This is a genomic window from Mucilaginibacter sp. BGA-UO-ETr-C110 (assembly GCF_059567985.1).
Genome location: NZ_JCAQPB010000002.1, coordinates 4490704 through 4512980 on the forward strand (window position 1 = coordinate 4490704; position 22277 = coordinate 4512980).

Annotated in this window: 22 protein-coding genes; 8 read left to right on the forward strand and 14 right to left on the reverse strand. The window is 42.3% G+C overall.

The features are described from left to right. Positions 1 to 70 precede the first annotated feature (70 nt). A complete protein-coding gene (gene lpdA / locus AC57BQ_RS19350) occupies positions 71 to 1474 on the reverse strand; it encodes a dihydrolipoyl dehydrogenase (protein ID WP_496407829.1) in 1404 nt (467 codons plus the stop codon). A 63-nt stretch (positions 1475 to 1537) separates the two neighbouring features. Then, positions 1538 to 2536 (reverse strand): phosphotransferase enzyme family protein, encoded by a 999-nt coding sequence (locus tag AC57BQ_RS19355; RefSeq protein ID WP_496407830.1) that lies wholly within the window; start codon positions 2534 to 2536, stop codon positions 1538 to 1540. A gap of 127 nt (positions 2537 to 2663) precedes the next feature. Here AC57BQ_RS19355 and AC57BQ_RS19360 point away from each other — a divergent pair, with 127 nt between their 5' ends. From AC57BQ_RS19360 to AC57BQ_RS19380, 5 genes are all read left to right on the forward strand, one after another. Continuing rightward, positions 2664 to 4523: a CocE/NonD family hydrolase gene (locus AC57BQ_RS19360; protein ID WP_496407831.1), complete on the forward strand. Its 1860-nt coding sequence runs from the start codon at positions 2664 to 2666 to the stop codon at positions 4521 to 4523. Between the two features lie 156 nt (positions 4524 to 4679). Beyond that, entirely contained in the window at positions 4680 to 6359 is a 1680-nt protein-coding gene (locus tag AC57BQ_RS19365) for a M1 family metallopeptidase (protein ID WP_496407832.1), read from the forward strand. A 7-nt stretch (positions 6360 to 6366) separates the two neighbouring features. Beyond that, positions 6367 to 7002, forward strand: a complete 636-nt coding sequence (locus AC57BQ_RS19370) for a M949_RS01915 family surface polysaccharide biosynthesis protein (protein ID WP_496409486.1) — start codon at positions 6367 to 6369, stop codon at positions 7000 to 7002. A gap of 33 nt (positions 7003 to 7035) precedes the next feature. Next, the gene (locus tag AC57BQ_RS19375) at positions 7036 to 8709 is read left to right on the forward strand and encodes a M1 family metallopeptidase (RefSeq protein ID WP_496407833.1); all 1674 of its coding nucleotides are present in this window, start codon (positions 7036 to 7038) and stop codon (positions 8707 to 8709) included. A gap of 396 nt (positions 8710 to 9105) precedes the next feature. Next, positions 9106 to 9843, forward strand: a complete 738-nt coding sequence (locus tag AC57BQ_RS19380; RefSeq protein WP_496407834.1) for a head GIN domain-containing protein — start codon at positions 9106 to 9108, stop codon at positions 9841 to 9843. Between the two features lie 132 nt (positions 9844 to 9975). On the opposite strand, the gene AC57BQ_RS19385 is transcribed toward AC57BQ_RS19380, so the two are convergent. The 3 genes from AC57BQ_RS19385 to AC57BQ_RS19395 all read right to left on the reverse strand — a co-directional run bounded on the left by AC57BQ_RS19385 (position 9976) and on the right by AC57BQ_RS19395 (position 13600). Further along, a complete protein-coding gene (locus AC57BQ_RS19385) occupies positions 9976 to 10701 on the reverse strand; it encodes a DUF2490 domain-containing protein (protein ID WP_496407835.1) in 726 nt (241 codons plus the stop codon). Positions 10702 to 10823: 122 nt separating this feature from the next. Further along, positions 10824 to 11852 (reverse strand): lipid A deacylase, encoded by a 1029-nt coding sequence (locus AC57BQ_RS19390; protein WP_496407836.1) that lies wholly within the window; start codon positions 11850 to 11852, stop codon positions 10824 to 10826. Between the two features lie 11 nt (positions 11853 to 11863). Then, positions 11864 to 13600, reverse strand: a complete 1737-nt coding sequence (locus AC57BQ_RS19395) for an ArnT family glycosyltransferase (RefSeq protein WP_496407837.1) — start codon at positions 13598 to 13600, stop codon at positions 11864 to 11866. A 136-nt stretch (positions 13601 to 13736) separates the two neighbouring features. Between AC57BQ_RS19395 and AC57BQ_RS19400 the strand changes: the two genes are divergently transcribed. Continuing rightward, on the forward strand, positions 13737 to 14204 hold the full coding sequence (locus AC57BQ_RS19400) for a DinB family protein (RefSeq protein WP_496407838.1): 468 nt from the start codon (positions 13737 to 13739) through the stop codon (positions 14202 to 14204). A 2-nt stretch (positions 14205 to 14206) separates the two neighbouring features. Here the strand turns inward: AC57BQ_RS19400 and AC57BQ_RS19405 are convergent, their stop codons facing one another. Then, on the reverse strand, positions 14207 to 15187 hold the full coding sequence (locus AC57BQ_RS19405) for a GlxA family transcriptional regulator (RefSeq protein ID WP_496407839.1): 981 nt from the start codon (positions 15185 to 15187) through the stop codon (positions 14207 to 14209). 108 nt (positions 15188 to 15295) lie between these two features. Between AC57BQ_RS19405 and AC57BQ_RS19410 the strand changes: the two genes are divergently transcribed. Then, entirely contained in the window at positions 15296 to 15730 is a 435-nt protein-coding gene (locus tag AC57BQ_RS19410; RefSeq protein ID WP_090472549.1) for a VOC family protein, read from the forward strand. A gap of 2 nt (positions 15731 to 15732) precedes the next feature. Further along, a complete protein-coding gene (locus AC57BQ_RS19415; RefSeq protein ID WP_496407840.1) occupies positions 15733 to 16122 on the forward strand; it encodes a DoxX family protein in 390 nt (129 codons plus the stop codon). 78 nt (positions 16123 to 16200) lie between these two features. Here the strand turns inward: AC57BQ_RS19415 and atpG are convergent, their stop codons facing one another. The 8 genes from atpG to AC57BQ_RS19455 form a co-directional block, all read right to left on the reverse strand. Further along, a complete protein-coding gene (atpG, locus tag AC57BQ_RS19420; protein ID WP_496407841.1) occupies positions 16201 to 17085 on the reverse strand; it encodes an ATP synthase F1 subunit gamma in 885 nt (294 codons plus the stop codon). A 129-nt stretch (positions 17086 to 17214) separates the two neighbouring features. Beyond that, a complete protein-coding gene (gene atpA / locus AC57BQ_RS19425; RefSeq protein ID WP_090472552.1) occupies positions 17215 to 18789 on the reverse strand; it encodes a F0F1 ATP synthase subunit alpha in 1575 nt (524 codons plus the stop codon). A 34-nt stretch (positions 18790 to 18823) separates the two neighbouring features. Continuing rightward, on the reverse strand, positions 18824 to 19369 hold the full coding sequence (atpH, locus tag AC57BQ_RS19430; RefSeq protein WP_496407842.1) for an ATP synthase F1 subunit delta: 546 nt from the start codon (positions 19367 to 19369) through the stop codon (positions 18824 to 18826). An 88-nt stretch (positions 19370 to 19457) separates the two neighbouring features. Then, a complete protein-coding gene (gene atpF / locus AC57BQ_RS19435) occupies positions 19458 to 19949 on the reverse strand; it encodes a F0F1 ATP synthase subunit B (RefSeq protein WP_090472554.1) in 492 nt (163 codons plus the stop codon). A gap of 108 nt (positions 19950 to 20057) precedes the next feature. Beyond that, complete coding sequence (atpE, locus tag AC57BQ_RS19440) at positions 20058 to 20300, reverse strand: ATP synthase F0 subunit C (RefSeq protein ID WP_090472659.1); 243 nt, start codon at positions 20298 to 20300, stop codon at positions 20058 to 20060. Between the two features lie 53 nt (positions 20301 to 20353). Continuing rightward, positions 20354 to 21427 (reverse strand): F0F1 ATP synthase subunit A, encoded by a 1074-nt coding sequence (gene atpB / locus AC57BQ_RS19445; RefSeq protein WP_496407843.1) that lies wholly within the window; start codon positions 21425 to 21427, stop codon positions 20354 to 20356. Between the two features lie 32 nt (positions 21428 to 21459). Continuing rightward, the gene (locus tag AC57BQ_RS19450; protein WP_496407844.1) at positions 21460 to 21846 is read right to left on the reverse strand and encodes a hypothetical protein; all 387 of its coding nucleotides are present in this window, start codon (positions 21844 to 21846) and stop codon (positions 21460 to 21462) included. Then, positions 21843 to 22073 (reverse strand): AtpZ/AtpI family protein, encoded by a 231-nt coding sequence (locus AC57BQ_RS19455; RefSeq protein ID WP_496407845.1) that lies wholly within the window; start codon positions 22071 to 22073, stop codon positions 21843 to 21845. The genes AC57BQ_RS19450 and AC57BQ_RS19455 overlap by 4 nt, the downstream gene beginning before the upstream one ends. Positions 22074 to 22277 lie beyond the last annotated feature (204 nt).

Below are 22277 nucleotides of genomic sequence, written 5' to 3' on the forward strand. Positions count from 1 at the left end.
TTAAAATATGGACTAGATTACAATTTATTGTTAAAGCAAACTGCCAACTCAAAACTGCAAACTGTAAAACTTACATATGTATCGGCCTGTTGTCAGTAGCTGCTAAGCAGGCTTCACGCATGGCTTCGGTGTAAGTTGGGTGAGCGTGACTCATGCGCGAAATATCTTCGGCGCTGGCACGGTATTCCATCGCAACAACGGCCTCGGCTATCATATCCGCTGCACGCGGACCAATCATGTGAACGCCCAGTATCTCGTCGGTAGTAGCGTCAGCCAGTACTTTCACAAAACCATCCAGATCACCGCTGGCACGTGCACGGCCACTGGCTTTGAATGGGAACGATCCGGTTTTATATTTTACACCTGCTGCTTTCAATTGCTCTTCGGTTTGACCTACGGCGGCAACTTCCGGCCACGTATAAACAACGCCCGGTATCAGGTTATAATCGATATGTGGTTTCTGACCGGCTATGATCTCGGCAACCAGAGTACCTTCATCTTCGGCTTTGTGGGCCAGCATGGCACCTTTAATTACGTCGCCAATAGCGTAAACACCTTTAACGCTGGTTTCCAGGTGATCGTCAACGGTGATCTTACGACCGCGTTCTTCAACGGTAATGCCAATTTTATCCAGACCTAAACCATCGGTGTAAGCTATACGACCAACAGCAACCAGGCAGTAATCGCCTTTTAGTTCCTGTTTTTCGCCTTTCGGGGTATCAAAGGTTACGGTTACTTCTTTACCTTTTACGGTAGCGCCGGTAACTTTATGACCCAGGTAAAACTCCATACCCAGTTTGGTCAACACTTTTTGCAGCTCTTTACCCAAACCTTTATCCATGGTGGGAATAATGCCATCCATAAATTCAATTACAGATACTTTTGAGCCTAAGCGGGCATAAACAGAACCCAGCTCCAAACCAATAACACCGCCGCCTATCAGCACCAGGTGCTTAGGGATCTCGGTCAAGGTTAAAGCTTCGGTTGAAGTGATGATACGTTTTTTATCGATCTTTAAAAATGGCAGTGCCGATGGTTTTGAACCGGTAGCGATGATCACGTTTTTGCTGGTGATCTCGGTTTCGGTGCCATCGCTCTTTTTAACGATAATGGTATTTTTATCTTTAAAAGATCCTACACCATAATGGGTATCGATCTTATTTTTTTTCATCAGGTAAACAATACCGCTGGTATTGGCATCAACTACTTCCTGTTTACGTTTGATCATCTGTCCGAAATCAATTTTCAGGTTATCCAAATTAATACCATGCGTTTTAAAGGAGTGAGCCGCGTTATGGTAATGTTCAGACGAATCCAGTAAAGCTTTGGATGGGATACAGCCTACATTAAGGCAGGTACCGCCAAGAGTAGCATATTTTTCAACAATCGCGGTTTTTAAACCAAGCTGGGCACAACGTATAGCGGCTACATAGCCACCTGGGCCCGAACCGATAACGATAACATCATATTGCATAAGTTTGTATTTTGTGGTTGGCAAAGTTAATGGTTATTAGGCTATTATTTTATAGATTAATAGTCAAAATTCGCAATACTTATCTGTCCACACTTTTATCAGCGCAACCCTGTCTTTTATAAATTTCGGGCCAAAAAACGGGTTCGACCAATCATCGAAGTTCTCATATTGAAAGCCCAGGTAAAATATCCAGAAACCTACACCGAGGTAAGGAATAGCTTTTATCTCGTCATCTGATACTGGTCTTACTTCACGGTAGGCTGATATAAAAACCTTAAACATGCGGTCAGCTTCTTCATCGGTTAATTTGCCGGTAAATACATGCATAAAAAAATGCACAAAGAACGACATCAGATCGTTTGCCAGGTAACCTTGTCCAGCAAAATCGAAATCAAAAAAGGTGATCCTGTCATTATCGTCAAAATGAAAGTTCTTAGGTAAAAAATCATACTGGCAGTATCCATAGCTAAATTTCTTTGTATCAAACGTATTGAGCTTTTGAATTACCTGCATGGCTGTTTCCTTTAAATAAGTGTATTCATCCGGAAGGTCGGCAAAGGCAGGCTTCAGAACTTTTAAGGGTCCGGTTAGTGTGGTATCAATGGTATAAGCTTTTCTTTTATAGTTCAGCTTCACCACCGAGGTGATGTTATGAACCGTTGCCATTTCACGGCCTACGGTTTTTAGCTGCTCATCCGACAGATCAAGGCTCACCTTACCTTCGGCATAAGAAAACACAATGCCGTAGCGGGTACCTTCTGCGGCATCAAACTTTTGTATCTGGCTGCCAAAAATATCGATCAACGGGTACGATACCTTGGCACCATACTCTTTCAACATATTCAGCAATTCCACTTCACCCTGTATTTCGGTTAATGAGCGGTGCCGGTCGCGGTAAATTTTTAAAATATATTTTGAATCGGCTGCTTCTAAAACATAAGTATCGCTTACGCCTCGCAGTAAATATTTGCAGCTTATTAGGTTTATACCATACGCTGCTGTTATATAATCTTTTAAAGCAAGGGCAGATAAGGTGGAATACTGAGCTGGGAATGATGACATAAATAAGGTAGATAAATATACAAAATGATGTTTGAGGCCGTTTTTTAACTTTATTGTAACAGTGTTGCAATAATAAATTGAATTAACGATTTACTTGCTAAATTAGGCGTTTAAACTGACTGATCTCATGAAAAAAGTTTACTCATTTTTTGCACTGTTATTGATGTGCAGCATTAACGCTTTTGCTCAAAGCGACTATGTAAAAGAACATTTTACCAAAAAAGACGTGTACATCACCATGCGCGATGGTAAAAAGCTTTTTACCTCCATTTATACGCCGAAGGATGCTTCAGCCAAAAACAAGTACCCCATCTTGATGCAGCGTACCTGTTACAGCGTTGCACCGTATGGCGAAGATAAATATCCGGCACGCCTGGGCCCATCGGAAATTATCATGAAAGAGGGTTACATTTTTGTATACCAGGATGTGCGTGGCCGCTGGAAAAGCGAGGGTACCTGGACCAACATGACCCCGGTTATCGACAACAAAAAAAGTAAAACCGACGTTGATGAGGGTTCTGATACTTATGACACCATTGACTGGCTGGTTAGAAATGTTGCCGGCAACAATGGCAAGGTTGGCCAGTATGGTATATCTTACCCCGGCTTTTACACCGCTGCGGGTATCCTGTCAAACCATCCGGCATTAAAAGCGTCATCGCCACAAGCCCCTATATCCGATTTCTTTTTTGACGATTTTCATCATAACGGTGCATTTCTGGAAGGTTACTTTTTCACCTTTCCCGTTTTTGGTGTTCAGAAAACCGATACCACCAGCAAAGCCTGGTACACCATGCTTAAACCCAATAGCAAAGATGGATATCAATACCTATTGGATCTTGGTCCGCTAAAAAATGCCGATAAATTTTATCACGACAATTTCTTCTGGCAGGAAACCATCAACCACCCTAATTATGATGAATTTTGGCAAAAACGCGGTCTGCTAAAGCACTATGGCAAAGTAAAACCAGCGGTAATGCTGGTAGGCGGCTGGTTTGATGCCGAAGATCTGACCGGTCCGCTGGCTATTTATAAAACCATCAACAAAACCGATCCTAATGCCTATAATACTATTGTGATGGGGCCGTTTGGGCACGGCCGCTGGTCGCGCGAAACCGGGCATACCATGCACAGCAACGTTTACTTTGGCGATAGCATCGCTACTTTTTACCAAAAAAATATCGAAGCCAAATTCTTCAACCATTTCCTGAAAGGTAATGGCGATAAAAATTCAGGTCTGCCAAATGCTTATATGTATAATACCGGCAAAAAAGAATGGGCTACTTTTGATAAATGGCCGGCTCCAAATGCCGTTCACCAAAAAATGTATCTGGGTGCCGATGGTAAACTGGCAGATGCGCAGCCAGCCACAACCGGTTCGGTATCCTATATAAGCGACCCACTTAAACCGGTTCCGTATACCGAGGATAATACCACTACCATGGGCTTTACCCCGCACAATTATATGAGCGAAGATCAGCGATTTGCTGGTCGTCGCCCGGATGTATTGGTTTACCAGACTGATGTATTAAATGACGACGTAACTCTTGGCGGCGAGATCATGGCTCATCTAAAAATAGCTACTACCGGTACCGATGCCGATTTTGTGGTAAAACTGATTGATGTTTACCCTGCCGATGAGCCTAACAACCCGTACATGCCCAACAAAAACATCATCCTGAGCAATTACTGGCAAATGGTACGCTCAGAAGTAATGCCGGCGCGTTTCCGCAATAGCTTCGAGAAACCCGAGGCTTTGGTAGCCAACCAAAAAACCGATGTTAACTTCCGGCTGCAGGATGTGCTACACACCTTTAAAAAAGGTCACCGCATCATGATCCAGGTACAAAGCACCTGGTTCCCGATCATAGCGCGTAATCCGCAAAAGTTTGTGGAGAACCCTTACAAGGCCAACGAAAGCGATTATATCAAAGCCACCGAAACTGTTTATAACGACAGCTTTATTGATGTGGAAGTATTGAAATAAAACATTACACCGGCCCTTCTCCAAATAGAGGAGGGCCTTTTTCTTAAAATGCCCCCCTTTTGGGGTGAATTTAAAAGCAACTTATCTTTAAAAATAAACTTAATCACAAGATATTTGTAGATTTAGGTTCATTTAAACATTGACTGATCCGTTACAATGAACAACTCATCATTAATTAAACTGAATTATCAGTTTATATTGGGGGCAATCGTATTATTCCTCCCGGTTATTGCCAAAGCCCAGCTTTTACAAGAGAAAGAAAAATACACACATGCAGACACCCTGCGCGGTAGCCTTTCACCATTACGTTCCTGTTATGATATTAACTATTACCACCTTGATGTGAAGGTTAATATCGATCAACGAGCCATCAGCGGCAGCAATCAATTTAAATTTACTGCCACGGAAGATTTTACCAAATTACAGTTTGATCTGTTTGCCAACCTGAATGTAGATAAAGTAGTGTATAAAGGTAAAAACCTGCCTTACACCCGCGATGCTAACGCCGTTTTTGTTACATTTCCGCAAACGATTGCCAAAGGCAGTAAGGACGAATTTACCGTATACTATTCGGGCAAACCAACGGTGGCTATTAACGCCCCCTGGGATGGTGGCCTTGTATTTAAAAAAGATTCCCTGGGCAAACCCTGGGTAGCTACCGCTTGCGAAGGTATAGGCGCCAGCATCTGGTGGCCCAATAAAGATCACCTGAGCGACGAGGTTGACAGTATGATGATCAGCATCAGCGTACCTAAAGGATTAAAAGATGTATCAAACGGCAGGCTGCGTAAAGTTACTCCGCTCAAAGATGGCTATACCCGCTTTGATTGGTTTGTGGCCAACCCCATTAACAATTATGATGTAGTAGCCAACATTGGCGATTATACCCACTTCAGCGATACGTACGATGGCGAAAAAGGCAAACTCAGCCTTGATTTCTGGGTACTGCCTGCCAGTTTGGAAAAAGCCAAAAAGCAATTTGCCGAAAACGTAAAGCCCATGCTCAAAGCTTTTGAACACTGGTTTGGCCCTTATCCGTTTTACGAGGATGGCTACAAACTGGTGGAAACACCGCATTTAGGTATGGAGCACCAGAGCGCTACCGCTTATGGTAACCACTATTTGAATGGCTACCTGGGTTATGATATGTCGGGCACGGGCTGGGGACTTAAGTGGGATTATATTATAGTTCACGAAAGCGGCCATGAATGGTTTGGCAACAACATCACCGGTAAAGATCTGGCAGATATGTGGATCCATGAAGGCTTTACCTGTTATTCCGAATCGTTGTTTATTGAAAACAACTGGGGCAAAAAAGCAGGCCAGGAATACAACAAAGGGCTCAGAATAGGGATTGGGAACGATAGCCCTATTGTTGGCGTTTATAATGTAAACAAAGAAGGCTCCGGCGATATGTACCCCAAAGGTGCGGTATTGCTTAATATGGTGCGCACTATGATCAATGATGATGAAAAATGGCGCGGGATCCTACGCGGCTTAAATAAAACATTTTATCATCAAACCGTTACTTATGATCAGGTGGTTAACTATATCACCGAACAATCGGGCAAAAAATTACTCCCAGTGTTTGACCAGTACCTGCATTATAAAAACCTGCCAACGCTGGAGTTTGCCACCAGAGACGGTAAACTGACCAGTCGTTGGATAGCTGACGTAACTGGTTTTACCATGCCCGTATTAGTAAAGGTTAAAGGGGGCGAGTATCAATTTATTACCCCTACTACCCGTTTTACCCCGGTTGCTATTGATGGTGCTACTATTGATAATATTGAAGTAGATACATTTAACTACTATATCGGTATCCTGAAAGATTAGTATGAGCATGCATTACATCAAATTCATGGGCCTGCTGATATTTTTATCCGCGGGGCAAATGACTATGGCACAGATCAGCGTGATCAAGCTTAATAAAAGATCGATACCTTCATCAATTAAATATAAAGGAGATATTGTTAAAGCGGTACGCTTTACAGATAGTGAAGGTGAGCATTTACTGATCACTACCGAAACCGGGATAACCGACACCAAAGGCGATAGCGAAGATGGCAACGGACGCGACGCGGCACTTTATGCTTACCAGTATACCATCAAGAGCAACGGAAGTATGCAGTTAAACTGGCAAATGGTTGATTTTGTGAAGGACTGCCAGGTTGACCTGGAAGCGATATACATTCCGGGCACTTTTGCCGTTACCGACCTGGACAGAAATGGCAAAGCCGAAGTATGGCTGATGTACAAAACATTATGCGCCGGTGATATCAGTCCGGGCGAAATGAAGATCATTATGCATGAGGGCGGTAACAAATATGCCATCAGAGGGCAAAACAAAGTTAAAGTGGGGCCGGGCGACTATGATGGCGGCAAATATACTTTTGACGATGCTTTTAAAAGCGGGCCTGAGCTGTTCAGGAAATATGCCCAGGAGCTTTGGAGAAGGAATATTTGGGGGGCTGATTGATCGACATTAAATTTACAAGCACAGCAATTTAACATGAAAACAAAATATTTATATAACATCGCGTCGGCTATTTTGATCCTGACCGCATTTACTTTACCTGCACAGGCACAGCTTGGCGCAAATCGTGAAATATTTACCCGTGCCGATACCCTACGCGGCAGTTTAACACCTTTACGCACCTGTTATGATATCAATTACTATCACCTGGATGTGAAGTTTGATATCGATCAAAAATACATCAGCGGCAGCAACCAGTTTAAATTTACAGCCACACAGGATTTCACCAAACTACAGTTCGACCTGTTTGCTAACCTAAAGGTTGACAAGGTAGTTTACAAAGGACAGGAGCTGCCTTATACACGGGAGTTTAACGCCGTATTCATCACCTTTCCGCAAACCATAACCAAAGGCAGCGCCGATGAGTTTACCGTATTTTACTCCGGCAATCCTATTATTGCCAAACATGCTCCCTGGGATGGCGGCATCGTGTATACTACAGACTCCTTAGGTAAACCCTGGGTGGCTACCGCCTGCCAGGGCATTGGCGCCAGCATCTGGTGGCCTACTAAAGATCATCAGTATGACGAGGTTGACAGCGCCCTCATCAGCATCAGCGTACCTAATGGTTTAAAGGATGTATCCAATGGCCGTTTACGCAAAGTGACCAAATTGAAAGACGGTTATACCCGTTTTGACTGGTTTGTGGCTAACCCTATCAACAACTATGATATTGAGGCCAACATTGGCGATTATGTACACTACGATGGCGTTTATCCCGGCGAAAAAGGAAAGCTGACCATGGATTACTGGCCACTAAGCTATAACCTGAATAAGGCTAAAAAACAATGGAACGAGAATGCTACCAAAATGCTCAAAGCATTCGAGCACTGGTTTGGCCCCTATCCTTTTTATGAAGACGGCTATAAACTGGTGGAGGCCCCACACCTGGGCATGGAGCACCAGAGTGGCACTGCATACGGCAATCACTATCAGAATGGCTACCTGGGCCGCGATCTTTCAGGAACAGGCTGGGGTTTAAAATGGGATTTTATTGTGGTACATGAGAGCGGACACGAATGGTTTGGCAATAATATCACCTCCAAAGATGTGGCTGATATGTGGATCCATGAAAGCTTTACCAATTATTCTGAGTCCTTATTTGTGGAAACCTATTACGGCAAGCAGGCCGGGCAGGAATATGTACATGGCACCCGTTTGGCTATACAGAATGACAGGCCTATTGTTGGCCCTTATGGCGTGAACCGGGAAGGATCGGGCGATATGTATTATAAAGGCGGTAACCTGCTCAACATGATCCGCACTGTGATAAATGATGATGAAAAATGGCGCAATATCCTGCGTGGGCTCAACAAAACCTTCTATCATCAAACCGTTACTTACGACCAGGTGGTAAATTATATTACCGAACAAAGCGGTATGAACCTGGCGCCCATATTTGACCAGTACTTGCATTATAAAACCATCCCAATCCTGGAGTTTTTAACCTATAAGGATAAAATACGTTGCCGTTGGATAAACGTAAGCAGCAAAAAGTTCAATATGCCGGTAAGGGTTAAAGTAAAAGGCGGCGATTATCAATTCATCACCCCAACTACCCGCTTTACACCATTAAAACTGGATGGCGCTACAGAAGATAATATTGAAGTAGATACTTTTAATTATTACATAGGGGTAGCGCGCAATTGAGTTGTATTAGAGAAAGAAGTCATGCTGAATCTACTTGCGCTCGTTTGCAACGAGTGCTTATTGTGGAGAGGCGATTGCATCGCTCTCGCGTTTTAAACGCAAACCCATGTTAAGCACTCGTTGCAAACGAGCGCAAGACTGACTGAGGGGACAAAAAGGTTTAAAATTGGGTTTACATGGTTTACACAATTTATGGTTAACACTTATTTATATAATTGAAAATCAATTATATATGTGAATTTTATCATTATATTATGGGTTTACATGTAAACCATCTCAGGGTCCTCTGCGAGAGATTCTGAGGGGGCAAAAAAGTTGTAAAGCCTACTTTATTTTAAAAACAGTGCAACCTATCGGTGCATGTTGCGTCTTATAAACAAATAATTAACGTTAACTATGAAATCACTAACCAAACTATTATTACTTGCGGCTTTAGCAACAGGAACCGCTGGCTATACTTATGCCAAACCTGTTACTACTGTTAAAACCATACAACAAAGCACGCAGGATCGTCATTTATCCGGCTTCCACGCTATTGATCTGGCAGGTTCTTTTGATGTTTACATTACACAGGGCCCAACTGAGTCGGTAAAGGTAGAAGCACCTTCTAATGTTATTGACCGGATTGTTACCGAAGTACAGGATGGTGTATTAAAAATACACAGTAAAAAAGACTCCAACTGGAATAACTGGAGTTTTGGAAATAAAAGAATGGTGATCTATGTTACCGCAAAAGATCTGAACGGCGTTTCTGTAACCGGTTCTGGCGATATCTTTTTTAAAGACGGTATCAGTACTAACTCCTTAAAATTAAGTATCACCGGATCGGGCGATATGCTGGGAAAAGTAAATGTAAAAAAACTGGAAAGCAGGATCTCCGGCTCAGGCGATATGAAACTATCTGGTCGTGCAGATGATTCAAGCGTAAGTGTAGTGGGCTCAGGCGATTTTACCGCCCGCGACCTGGTAACCGTAAACACCGCGGTACGCGTAGCAGGCTCAGGCGATGCCGTTGTAAATGCCAGCAATAAAGTAGATGCTTCGGTAAGTGGTTCAGGCGATATTCACTATACCGGCGGCGCTAAAAATATCAGCAGCTCAAAAGCGGGCAGCGGCGATATCAGCAGACTGTAAGGCCTCACCCCAACCCTCTCCAAAGGAGAGGGAGGTAAACAAAAGAGCGATAGAATCAATTCTATCGCTCTTTTGTTTTTAAGCAAGATGCTAATCAGGTACCCTCTCCTTTGGAGAGGACAGGGTGAGGCTCTAAAACCTCGTATAAATAGCCAGCTGGGCCACGTGGTTCAGCGTATAGGTTTCGGCCAGGTTGATGTATTGGTTAAGGTAACCGGCCTCTACATCAAACTTTTTGCTTACGCGATAGCCGACCGCAACATAGGCTCGATTTTGATCAAAGAAATGTTTGTTCACCCGGTTTTTATTTTGAACGTTAAAAAACACTTCGTTCTGCAGGGCCAGGAATGGACCTTTGGTAAATACAGCCGAATCATTCTTAAATGGAATTATACCTCTTACAAAATACCGGAAACGCTGGGCAAAGTAATCGTCATTTTTATTATTAGCTGTTTCCCCTAAAAAGCGCTGCTCCAAACGGAAACGGTGTGCTACAGATATGTGTTTACCCAACTTATGTGAGTATGTATATTGTTGCCATATTCGCTGTTCGGGCCTGAAGGTTTTATCGCCATTGGCGGTACGGCCATTGGTGGCTATATAAGCATAACCCAGGGCCGCTACCTTGTTATTGGCAAAATAATAATTTGCCGATGGACGCAGCAGCGTGTGTTTTAGATAGCTCAGGTCGTCATGTGAGCGAAATTGCCCGTCAAATGAATAACCCCAATGTTCAGATAGTCGCTGGCTGTGAAACCAGGCAGCCCAGCCCGAAAATTGATTCTCTTGTGCCAATAGCCTTGCAGGAGCTATAAACAGGAACACAAAAAGAACCAGTAGTTTGTGCTTTAATTGCATAGTATATATTATTTGTTTTAAAATTAGTATCAAGTAGTTAGTATCAAGTATCATGACCGAATTAAAATCTTGATACTTGATACTAAAACTTGATACCTGACTAAGGTTAATTTCTTTCTTTACTAATCTTTAAACTTGAGCAGGGTTTTCCGGCCCAGATCAAACGTTACCCTAAATGCTTCCTGGTTGCTCATAGCAGATCCGGGTACCTGGTGAAAGCTTAAAATAAACTGCCCTTTTATACGGTTAAATAAAAACGGCGTATAAATAATATCCAAACGGTTATAGGTTTTGTACTGATAAAACGAATCGCCGTATATGATATGACTGCCATCGCCTTTATAAAACTCATCAAACAAAGCAAATTTGTGCCAGCCTAAATAAGCATTGGCTATAAACCCTTTTGGTTTTTGAAAGCCATCAACGCCACGGGTGCGCTCAAATGACATCATGCCACCTGCTTCTACAGATAACGAATCTAAAAAGGTTTTATGACTAAAATCAAGACCTAAACGGATCTGGCCTCCGCCGTTATCCTGTATATGATCATTGGGGATAGGAATACCCGGACCGGCATCATGCAACAGCAAAAAGTAATGCGATACATAAAAAGGGCCGAAAAGCGAAGGGCGGTATTTACCGGAGAATCCAAATAAAAACTCCTCGCGTTCGGTATCGGTTTGGCGGCTCACCCAGTCGATCCAGCCGGTTTCAGTAAAATGTTCGTTGTGATAACGGGCCAGTAAACCTTCTACGTTAGGGCGATAATAGCGCAGCGTATCATTCAGCAAAGCACGTGGGTAATCGTCCAGCAAACCTTCGCGTGGAAACGCGCCCGCGTTAAACAACCAGTTTTTCCCGGTATAGCTGTAGTAAGCCACGGGATTAACCTTTACAAAATAAGGCTGCGCGCCAAATTCATGCAGGGCGTTGGCACCTACAATAAAGTGATGCACACTATCGATATTTAAACCCATATCCAACTCCGTACGCACACCCGAGTAAGTGCGTGAACGTAGCACAAAAGGTTTGTATTCGCGGTTATCCAGAAAACCCATTCCATTAAAATGGATATCGAGACTATTTTGTGCCAAAGCAGCGGTACTGCTTATAAAGGTAATGATTGCAAAAAGGTATAGTTTTTTAAGCATGGGGTGATGTATTATTTAACTGTAAACTTGATATAAGTGCTGTTTCTGCTTCCTACAAACGGTTCTGTTCGCCAGGAAAAAAACAGGCCGTAATTGCCTTTTTTAAGCGGGGCTTTAAATGTAAAATTATAGTGTACCTGTGCACCGGGTTTTAACGTGGGCAGGTCATAAATATTTTGAGGGGCCGATTGTATCTCTACGATGTCTTCGCCCAATAAAAAACAAGCTTCTACCGTAAGCGGATGCAAGGTATTGGTATTGCTGAAACTAATTGGGAAAGGATATGGATTGGTAATAAGCATCTCTACCGACTGCTGCTGTCCCGGCATCGAGGTCATACTATCCACAGCGGGTTTACAGATCACTTTTTGATAAGTACGCACGTCTTTAACCCAGCCACCATGCCATTTACCCGCGGTATTACTGGTATGGATACTATCTGTCGATATTCCTTTTATTTTATCCTCGGTGAGGTAATATATATCGGTATGCTGCAGGCTATCCTCAAAAGGCCACATATCAAACTGGGTGGTGCGGTAATAGCGCGAATCGTACCCGAAGCCTTTTAATGAATTGGTGTAAAAGCAATATTTAGATGGATTTTGATACTCATCCTTCATGATCACATAATGATCACCGGCTTTGGCCTGTACCGCCTTGGCCCAATCCCTGAATCCATAATAGCTGGCCAATTGATTATTTTCCTTTAAAAACGAAAAACCGGCTACCATACAAAGCCTGAAAGCAACAATAAGTGCCACATTAACCACCGCCAACCTGTAAAGCCACACCGGGTTAAGTTCTTTTTGTTTAATACCGATCAATGCCAACATGATTAAGGGAACAAAGGCTATCAGCGTGTAATGCGGTTGTACATTTACTTTTAAGGTATTGAGATAAAAAAATATAAAAACACCAGCCGCGTTAACCATCAGGCCACGCATAAAGGCATCTTTTATTTTGGCAGTGAAGGCCTTGTAGAATATAAACCAGCTAATGAGCGGTCCGCCAATAAGCAACTGGGCTGCCAGGTAAATAAAGCCGTAAGTAATATCAAAGCCCCCTTCAGAACGTTCAAATAAATTGAGGTTTATCGCCGGGAAATGATGATGATACTGCCATATGATATGGGGCACAAATAGAGCCAGAGCCAGCACCGCTATCAGGTAAAACGAGGCCCGCTTTAATAACTTCAGATTGGATAAGAGGGTAAAGCCAACCAGCAAAATGCCATGATATTTGCTATACAGCAAACAGGCGACTATAACGCCAAGTATAATAGCCAGTAACCAACTATCGCCATCGAGATATTGCTGATAAAAAAAATAGAAGAGTACAGCAAAAAATAACAGCGGGGCATCTGGCGTGGCGGTAAAGCCATATACATGAAATATCAGTATCCCCGACATCAGCAGGATAAACCATTTGGCGCTTACCTCATATCGCTTCAGCATCAACCAGACCAGGTATATGGCTCCCGTGCTCGATAGCAAAGTGATCAACCTGGCGCCGAGCTCATTATGCATCAGCGTATCACCCATGCGGATAAATACAGCCACCATAGGCGGGTGATAATAAAATCCCCAATCCATCATGCGCGAGAATACCCAGTAATAGGCCTCATCGGCATGCAGCTCCAGCGTAGCCGACTGCAGCACGTTCAATGCTGTCCACAACAATAAAAAATAAATAACAGGGCGGCTATATTTTACCGGGGCCTGCGTATTATTTAAACTGTCGTGCTGCATTAACTATACTAAAATTTTAATTGGCAAAGGTATGATAAAAGATATAAGGCTTAAAGTATTCGCAATCATCATTAAGTAATTTGATCAAATAATACATCTAATCTTCATAATTTAGCCTTACTCAAATAAACCAAACATGTTCAAATCTGAATTTATAAAACAACCCAGAAAGTTTATACTTACCCAGGTTGAGGGCCTTACCACCGAGCAACTTAACCACATACCTACCGGTTTTAATAATAACCTCATCTGGAACCTGGCCCACCTGATATCCGGGCAACAAGGTATATGCTATACCCGTGCAGGATTGCCACATGTTGTTGAGGATAAATACTACACCCCTTTCAGGCCGGATACCAAACCCGAACGCTTTATTGATACAGAAGAGATAGCCCATATTAAAGAACTTTTCCTGAGCAGTATTGATCGCCTGGAGGCCGATATGCAAGCTAATATATTTACCAATTACCCTGCCTGGTTGAGTCGTTACGGCACCACCATCAATTCGTTTAATGAAGCCATGGAGTTTTTGCCATTTCACGAAGGATTGCACTGTGGCTATATCATGGCATTGAAAAGGGCGGTATTGAATGAGTTGAAATAGTATTATAAAACAGCCGCTTCTTTGTTATACTTAATCCGGTAATCGTTCGGGGTCATGCCGGTTATTTTTTTAAAAATATCCCTAAAGGTTTTCACATCCGAATAGCCAACATGATACATCACTTCATTGATCGACCGTTTACCGGTTTCCAGTAGTTTTTTAGTGGCTTCGATCTTGACACGTTGGATGTACCCGACCACGGTGCACCGCGTGGCCTTTTTAAACCTGCGTTCAAACGTACGGCGACTCACATTAAAAACATCCGCTATCTGGTCGACAGTTAACTTTCCTTTATAATTCTGTTCAATAAATTCCTGCGACTTCAAGATGGTATCGTCTTCATGGTTCTTTTGGCCGTTAAAAATAATAAAGGGCGATTGATACCTGCGGTCGATATCGATCACAAAAAACTTAGCGGTATGGATGGCGATTTCGCGGTTGGTATATTTTTCGACCAGGTACAACAGCAAGTTCCAGTACGCGTTATTACCGCCGCTTGAGTATAATCCATGCTGATGCGTGATCACTTTTTCGTCGACCAGGGTTACATCGGGATAATAATACCGGAATTCGTTGGCATAGGCCCAGTGCGTTGTGCATTGCCTGTCTCTTAATAAACCGGTGAATGCCAGCAGAAAGGCGCCTGTACACAAACTGGCTACCTCGGCACCTTGTTTATATTGATCAATTATCCAGGACGCGTAATCTTTGTTTACGTAAGCAGCAGCAATAGCATCACCCATCATGGATGGGATAATGATCAGGTCGGTTTGCGGCAAATCATCTATGATCACATCCGGCTTAATGGAGAAAATACCATTGTTTAATTTTACCTCTTTGTCTAAGCCAACCAATTTTACAATGAATAAAGGGGGCTTGCCTGAGTTTTCCAAGAGTTCATTAACGGTAGCAAATACATAGGCAGCATCGGCGATGGAGGCCATGACCGCGTTTTTGAGCGTTAAGATGGCAATGTTGATCATGATTAAATATACCATTTTGTCGCAATACCCTACCTAAGATTGTCGTATTAGCACATCATGTCTAATAGATATAGCGCTTACCTTTGTTTTAACAAAACAACAATAATCATGATCAGCATTAATCCTTATTTAAATTTCATGGGCAATACCGAAGAGGCCATGAAATTTTACCAATCCATATTCGGTGTAGAATTTGCAGGTTTTCAGCGTTTTAATGAAAGTCCCGGTTTTGAGCGGATGCCTAAACAAGATCAGGAAAAGATCATGTACGCATCGCTTCCTATGGGTAAACATAATAACCTGATGGCCACCGACACCTTAGAATCAATGGGGCAAACCTTAACCATGGGTAATAACTTTTACATCAACATTAATACCGAAAGTGAGGCCGAAACCGACAAGCTATTCAATGGCCTGGCCGCGGGTGGTAAAATAGAAATGCCGCTTAACAAAACCTTTTGGGGAGCCTATTGCGGCATGTGCCGGGATAAATTCGGCATACAATGGATGATCAATTTCGATCTGAAGCAAACGGCTAAATAGTTATGAAGAAGATAAATATATTTTACTGGATCTGCACGGGTATATTGCTTGCTGTGGTTGGCGTAGGTTCGGTATTTGACGCTATCGCTTACCCTGATTCGGTCAAGATAGTTACCGGACTCGGATACCCTGCTTACCTGGTGCCGTTTTTGGGTATTGCCAAACTCCTGGCCTTCGCGGTGATTCTTGTTCCTGGTTATCCACGATTGAAAGAATGGGCCTATGCTGGTATCGCGTTCGACATATTGGGTGCCTTGTATTCCAACATCGTCCTGGGCCGACCTTTGCCGGCTTTGATCTTTATCATCCTGCCTATTTTACTGTTGGCCGGGTCTTACATATTTTACCATAAAAGATCAGACGTAGGTAATCGTGTGCTTGTTGAAAGCTAAACCGGTCAGAAAAAAGCAAACACAAAAAAGGCCTTCTTATACAAGAAGACCTTTTTACTATAAACTCTTTTATAAATTTTATTGTCCGGATAAAGCCGCGGCACCACTCACAATTTCGGTAAGCTCGGTGGTGATGGCTGCCTGACGGGCCTGGTTGTATGAAAGCTTAAGGGCTTTTAACAATTCGCCTGCGTTTTCAGTCGCCTTATCCATGGCTGTCATACGGGCGCCATGCTCAGAAGCGTTGGAGTCTAATACAGCACGATATACTTGTATCTTGATATTTTTAGGTATCAACTGCTCTACGATTTCTTCTTGCGAAGGCTCCAGTATGTAATCAACATTAGCAGTTTTTACCTCTTCTTGTTTTTCAGGTTTTGGTACTGGCAACAATTGCTCGGCAATTAAAAACTGTACTGCCGCGTTCCTGAAATGGTTATACACCAGCTCCACACGGTCATAATTGCCATTAACAAAACCTTCCATAATGCTTTCGGTAATTTTGGAAGTATTTTCAAAGTTAAGGTCAAGGTACAAATCGTTATTGTTACCAATTACGTTGTACTTACGACGCTGATAATACTCCTGGCTTTTTTTACCGATAGCTACTATCGAAACATTACCAGCCTGCAATTGCTTGGTATATTTTTCGGCAATAAGGTTGTTAGCTGTTTTAATTGCGTTGGCATTAAAAGCACCAGCCAAACCACGGTTTGAGGTTACTACAATCACCAATACACGTACAGGCTCACGCTCCTGCAGATAAGGTGATGAACCATCCTCTAAACTTGCAGATAAATTAGCCAGCAACTCCTTTAGCTTATTGGCATAAGGGCGCAATTGTACAATAGCATTTGTAGCACGTTTCAACTTAGCCGCCGAAACCATTTTCATGGCCTTGGTGATCTGCTGGGTTGATGATACAGATGTTATCCTGTTTCTTACTTCTTTTAAATTAGCCATTCTTTACGATGTGCAAATTTTAAATGTGCAGATGTGCAAATGCAACATTACACGGTTTTTAAATCTTAAAAAATCAATGGAGGATATGCTAATCTGCACATTTGCAAATCAGCATATCTGCACATCTGATTAATAGTTACTTGCCAGTTCTTTGGCTACAGTTTCTAATACGCCGGTGATCTGGTCGTCGAATTTACCTGCTTTAAGGGCAGCTAAAACTTCTGGATGACGAGCCTCTAACTGGCTGGTAAATTCAACTTCAAATTTCCTGATATCTTTTACAGGCACGCTACGCATCAGGTTTTTTGTACCTAAGTATATAATAGCAACTTGTTTTTCAACAGATACCGGAGCGAACTGACCTTGTTTCAATATCTCTACGTTACGGATACCTTTGTCCAACACGTTTTTTGTTGAGGCGTCAAGATCCGAACCGAATTTTGAGAACGCTTCCAACTCACGATATTGAGCCTGATCCAATTTCAAGGTACCGGCTACTTTTTTCATGGATTTGATCTGCGCGTTACCACCCACACGTGATACCGAGATACCTACGTTAATGGCCGGACGAACACCCGCGTTAAACAGGTTTGATTCCAGGAATATCTGACCATCGGTAATTGAGATTACGTTGGTTGGGATATAGGCAGATACGTCACCAGCTTGGGTTTCGATGATAGGCAAAGCGGTTAATGAACCACCACCTTTTACGATACCTCTGATAGACTCCGGCAAATCGTTCATCGCCTGGGCGATAGAATCATTCGCGTTGATCTTAGCGGCACGCTCTAATAAACGGCTGTGCAGGTAAAATACGTCACCTGGGTAAGCCTCACGGCCCGGTGGACGACGTAATAACAGTGATACCTCACGGTAAGCAACAGCTTGTTTTGACAAATCATCATAGATGATCAAAGCTGGCCTTCCGGTATCACGGAAGTACTCGCCGATAGCGGCACCTGCAAACGGAGCAAAGAACTGCATGGTTGCAGAGTCTGAAGCGTTTGCAGCTACAATGATAGAATATGGCATAGCACCATTTTCTTCCAGTGTACGTACAATGTTTGCTACTGTACTTGCTTTTTGACCGCAAGCAACATATATACAGATAACCGGCTGACCGGCATCATAAAATTCTTTTTGGTTGATGATGGTATCGATACAAACAGCGGTTTTACCAGTTTGACGGTCACCGATTACCAGCTCACGTTGTCCACGGCCGATAGGGATCATCGCGTCGATAGCTTTGATACCAGTTTGCAGAGGCTCAGTTACCGGCTGACGATAGATTACACCAGGTGCTTTACGCTCCAAAGGCATTTCGTAAGTTTGACCAGTGATAGGGCCTTTACCGTCAATTGGGGTACCCAAAGTATCCACAACACGGCCAAGCATACCTTCACCTACGTTGATAGATGCGATACGGTTGGTACGTTTTACCGTATCACCTTCTTTAATATCGTCAGATCTACCTAACAATACCACACCCACGTTATCTTCTTCAAGGTTAAGCACGATACCTTGCAATCCTGTGCCAAATTCTACAAGCTCTCCTGATTGTACTTTTGTCAATCCATAAACGCGTGCAATACCGTCACCCACCTGGAGTACAGTACCCACTTCTTCTAATTCAGATTCTGACTTGAAGCCTGCCAACTGCTGACGCAAAATTGCCGATACTTCGTCTGGTCTTACCTCTACCATTGTTTAAAATTTATTTAGAGTTTTAGTGTTAATATTAAGCTGCCTGTTCGGCAAATTCTTTCTTTAATTTTTTCAAGCTGGCTGCAATGCTGGTATCTACCTGCCTGTCGCCTACGGTTAGTACAAAGCCACCAATCAGGCTTGGGTCAACCTTAGCTTCCAGTTCAATAGTACCGCCAATTGTCTTTTGCAATTCAGCAATCAGCGTTTGTTTGTTAGCCGCAGAAAGCGCTGTAGCCGAAGCAACTTTTGCTTTGGTGATATGCCTTTTGATGTTAAACTGGTTTATGTACTCCAGTGCGGTAGTATATAAAACCTCACCACGACCTTTGTTAACCATCAATTTAAAAAACGCGATGGTAACCTTGTTCACCTTACCAGCAAACACTTCATCCAGTATTTTTATTTTTTTGATGTGGGCGATGATCGGGTTACTTAAAACAGCTTTAAGTTCAGGATTTGCCTTAAGGGTATGCAAAAACAGATCCATATCAGCCTTGATCGCATCAACAATATCTTGTTCCTGCGCTAGGTCAATTAGCGATTTGGCGTACCTGGTTCCTACTGTTAATTCTGACATATATTTTTGAGATGTGAGACGTGAGATGTGAGATGTGAGACCGGGACTATTTCTGTCTCATATCTCAAATCTCATATCTTAAATCTATTTACAATTTCACTTCTTTTAATAGTTGGCTCACCAGTTCGTCTTGTTTCTGGTGATCTTCAAATTGCTTGCGTAATACTTTCTCGGCAATTTGTAATGACAGGGTAGCTACCTGGTTTTTAACATCAGCCATAGCTATTGATTTCTGGTTGTTGATCTCCACACGGGCCAGTTCAATCATGCGTGCACCTTCTTTGTGGGCAAGCTCTTTGGCATCAACTATCATTTGCTCTTTTACTTTGCGGGCTTCAGACAGTATCTGGTCGCGCTCGGCACGGGCTTGTTTCAGTAACGACTCATTCTCGTTGGTTAAACGGGCCATTTCATCTTTAGCAGCTTCGGCTTTTGACAGTGAATCTTCAATAAAACGTTCACGATCGTTAAGGGCGCCTAAGATAGGTTTCCAGGCAAATTTGCCCAGTAAAAACAGCAGGATCGCGAAGGATATCGTTGTCCAGACAACCAAACCAAGATTGGGGGTAACTAAGTCCATAATTATGTATAGATATTTACTTTATATGTTTATTCTTTTTTAACCTCTTTAAAACAAGCCCGGAGCCAATCGCCCCGGGTTGTTCTTTTTCTTTCCTTCTAATAAATATTAGAGAAGAGCAACTACCACGGCAAACAAAGCAACACCTTCAACAAGGGCTGCAGCGATGATCATGTTAGTTTGAATTTTTGAGGCAGCTTCTGGCTGACGGGCAATACCTTCAACGGCTTTACCACCGATTTGACCGATACCGATACCAGCGCCAATAACAGCTAAACCTGCACCAATTGCACCAATTTTTTGTAAGCCCACAACGCCTGTAGCAGCGGCTTGTGCAATTGTTCCAATCATTCCAATCATTGTTTGATAATTTAACGTGTATATATAATTATAATTAATTCAGATTAATGGTGATGCTCTTCAACAGCCATCCCGATAAACAGGGAAGTAAGCATCGTAAAAATAAAGGCCTGCAAAAACGCTACAAGCAACTCGATACAATCCATAAATACTACGAACGGTACAGACACTGTTGCCATCCATGCAGTTTTAAAGATAAATATTAAGGATATTAAGCTTAATACAATGATGTGACCGGCTGTAATGTTCGCAAACAAACGGATCATTAATGCAAATGGCTTTGACAGGATACCGATGATCTCAACCGGAACCATAATAGGATACAGCCACAATGGAATATCAGGTGTAAAAATGTGTTTCCAGTAGTATTTATTACCGCTAAAGTTAATAACAACAAGTACTATTACCGACAACACCATAGTTACCGCAATATTACCGGTTAGGTTAAAGCCTCCCGGAAAGAAGGGAACCAAACCTAATAAGTTGTTGATCAATATAAAGAAGAAAATAGTTAGCAACAAAGGCATGTATTTAACATACTTAACACCTATATTAGGAATAGCCACATCATCCCTTACAAAAAGGATAACCGGTTCCAGCAACGCCTGCAAACCTTTTGGTGCTTTACCTACGCGTTTTTTATAGGCCGAAGTAATACTAAAAAATACAATCAATAATACAATCATTCCCAGCCACATACTGATCACATTTCGGGTGATAGAAAAATCATATACTTTAGCATCTTTAATAACTTCACCTGCTTCGTCAACCGCCAGTATCTTTTTATCTTCAAGCTTATAGCTGTAATGCTCACCTTTGTAAATTGTAGCTTCGTGACCTTCTTCATGATGGAAACCTAATTTCCCAGAAGAAAAAACTTCCAAACCTTTATCTGTATACAGAATAATAGGCAATGAAACAAAGTGCTCATCCATAAATGGTATTGCCACAGGCCAGGAGTGTGAATCACCGATGTGTTCAAATACTACTTCTTTCGGATCAAATGGTTTTTCGCTTGCTTCCGCAGCCTTTTCTTGTGAAAAAGATAATGTTGGCTTAACACAGAAAAGCAAAAAAAGCGCGGAAATCAGTAATGGTTTAAATATTTTTGAGTTCAAAATCGAGCTATTATTCATCTAGATGAAGTTTTCTACCTTATTTTTTGGTTGCGCAAGTTACGTAACAAACCATAAATTTCAAAACCCATATTTAAGAAATATATATAAAAAAAATCGGCCACAAAAACGTACCTGTTTACCTTGTTTTTTAAAAGAAAAATCAAGGCGAAAAACATACAAGCCAATAGCTTAACCGTCGTCGCGGCCAAAAAGGCCTGGGCATACATTTCTTTGTTGATTTTGGCCACCATCAGGATAGCAATTACCGTTAAAAAGGTAAGACCCGACAGAAAAAAAAACAGCAGCCAGAACTTTGGGGTAAGCAAATTGCCGTAACCAATATAAGGAAGAACCAGAGGTGGTACAGCTATGATAATAATAAACGATAAATAGGATAATACAGTAGGTAGTAATTTCAACTTTTTACAGATCTGATAACAATATATAATGCAATAAACACCCCAATAAGCGATAACACAGCCGTTACCCATTTTACCCGGTGCGCCATGCTCTCATCAATTTTATAACCTGCAAAAGCAAATACACCAATAACCGCTATCATCTGGAAAGCTACACCGCTGAACTTGGCATAGGTGTTTGCCTCTCTGACATTTTCAGATTCATCGTCCTGTTCATTTTTAGCCATGCGCAAATTTATTAAACCTATTGGATAAAGTTCTGAATTCTAAACACTAAATCCGAAATCAAAATAAATCTGGCACAGCGAAGCCCTCTCGAACACCACCGTTAAAATAAACAATAACGAAAAATCGAACATCCGAAACCCAAAATCGTATAATATCTTTAGTATTTTAGCAATGCTTTTAAAACCAATAGCTTATTTTGAGGC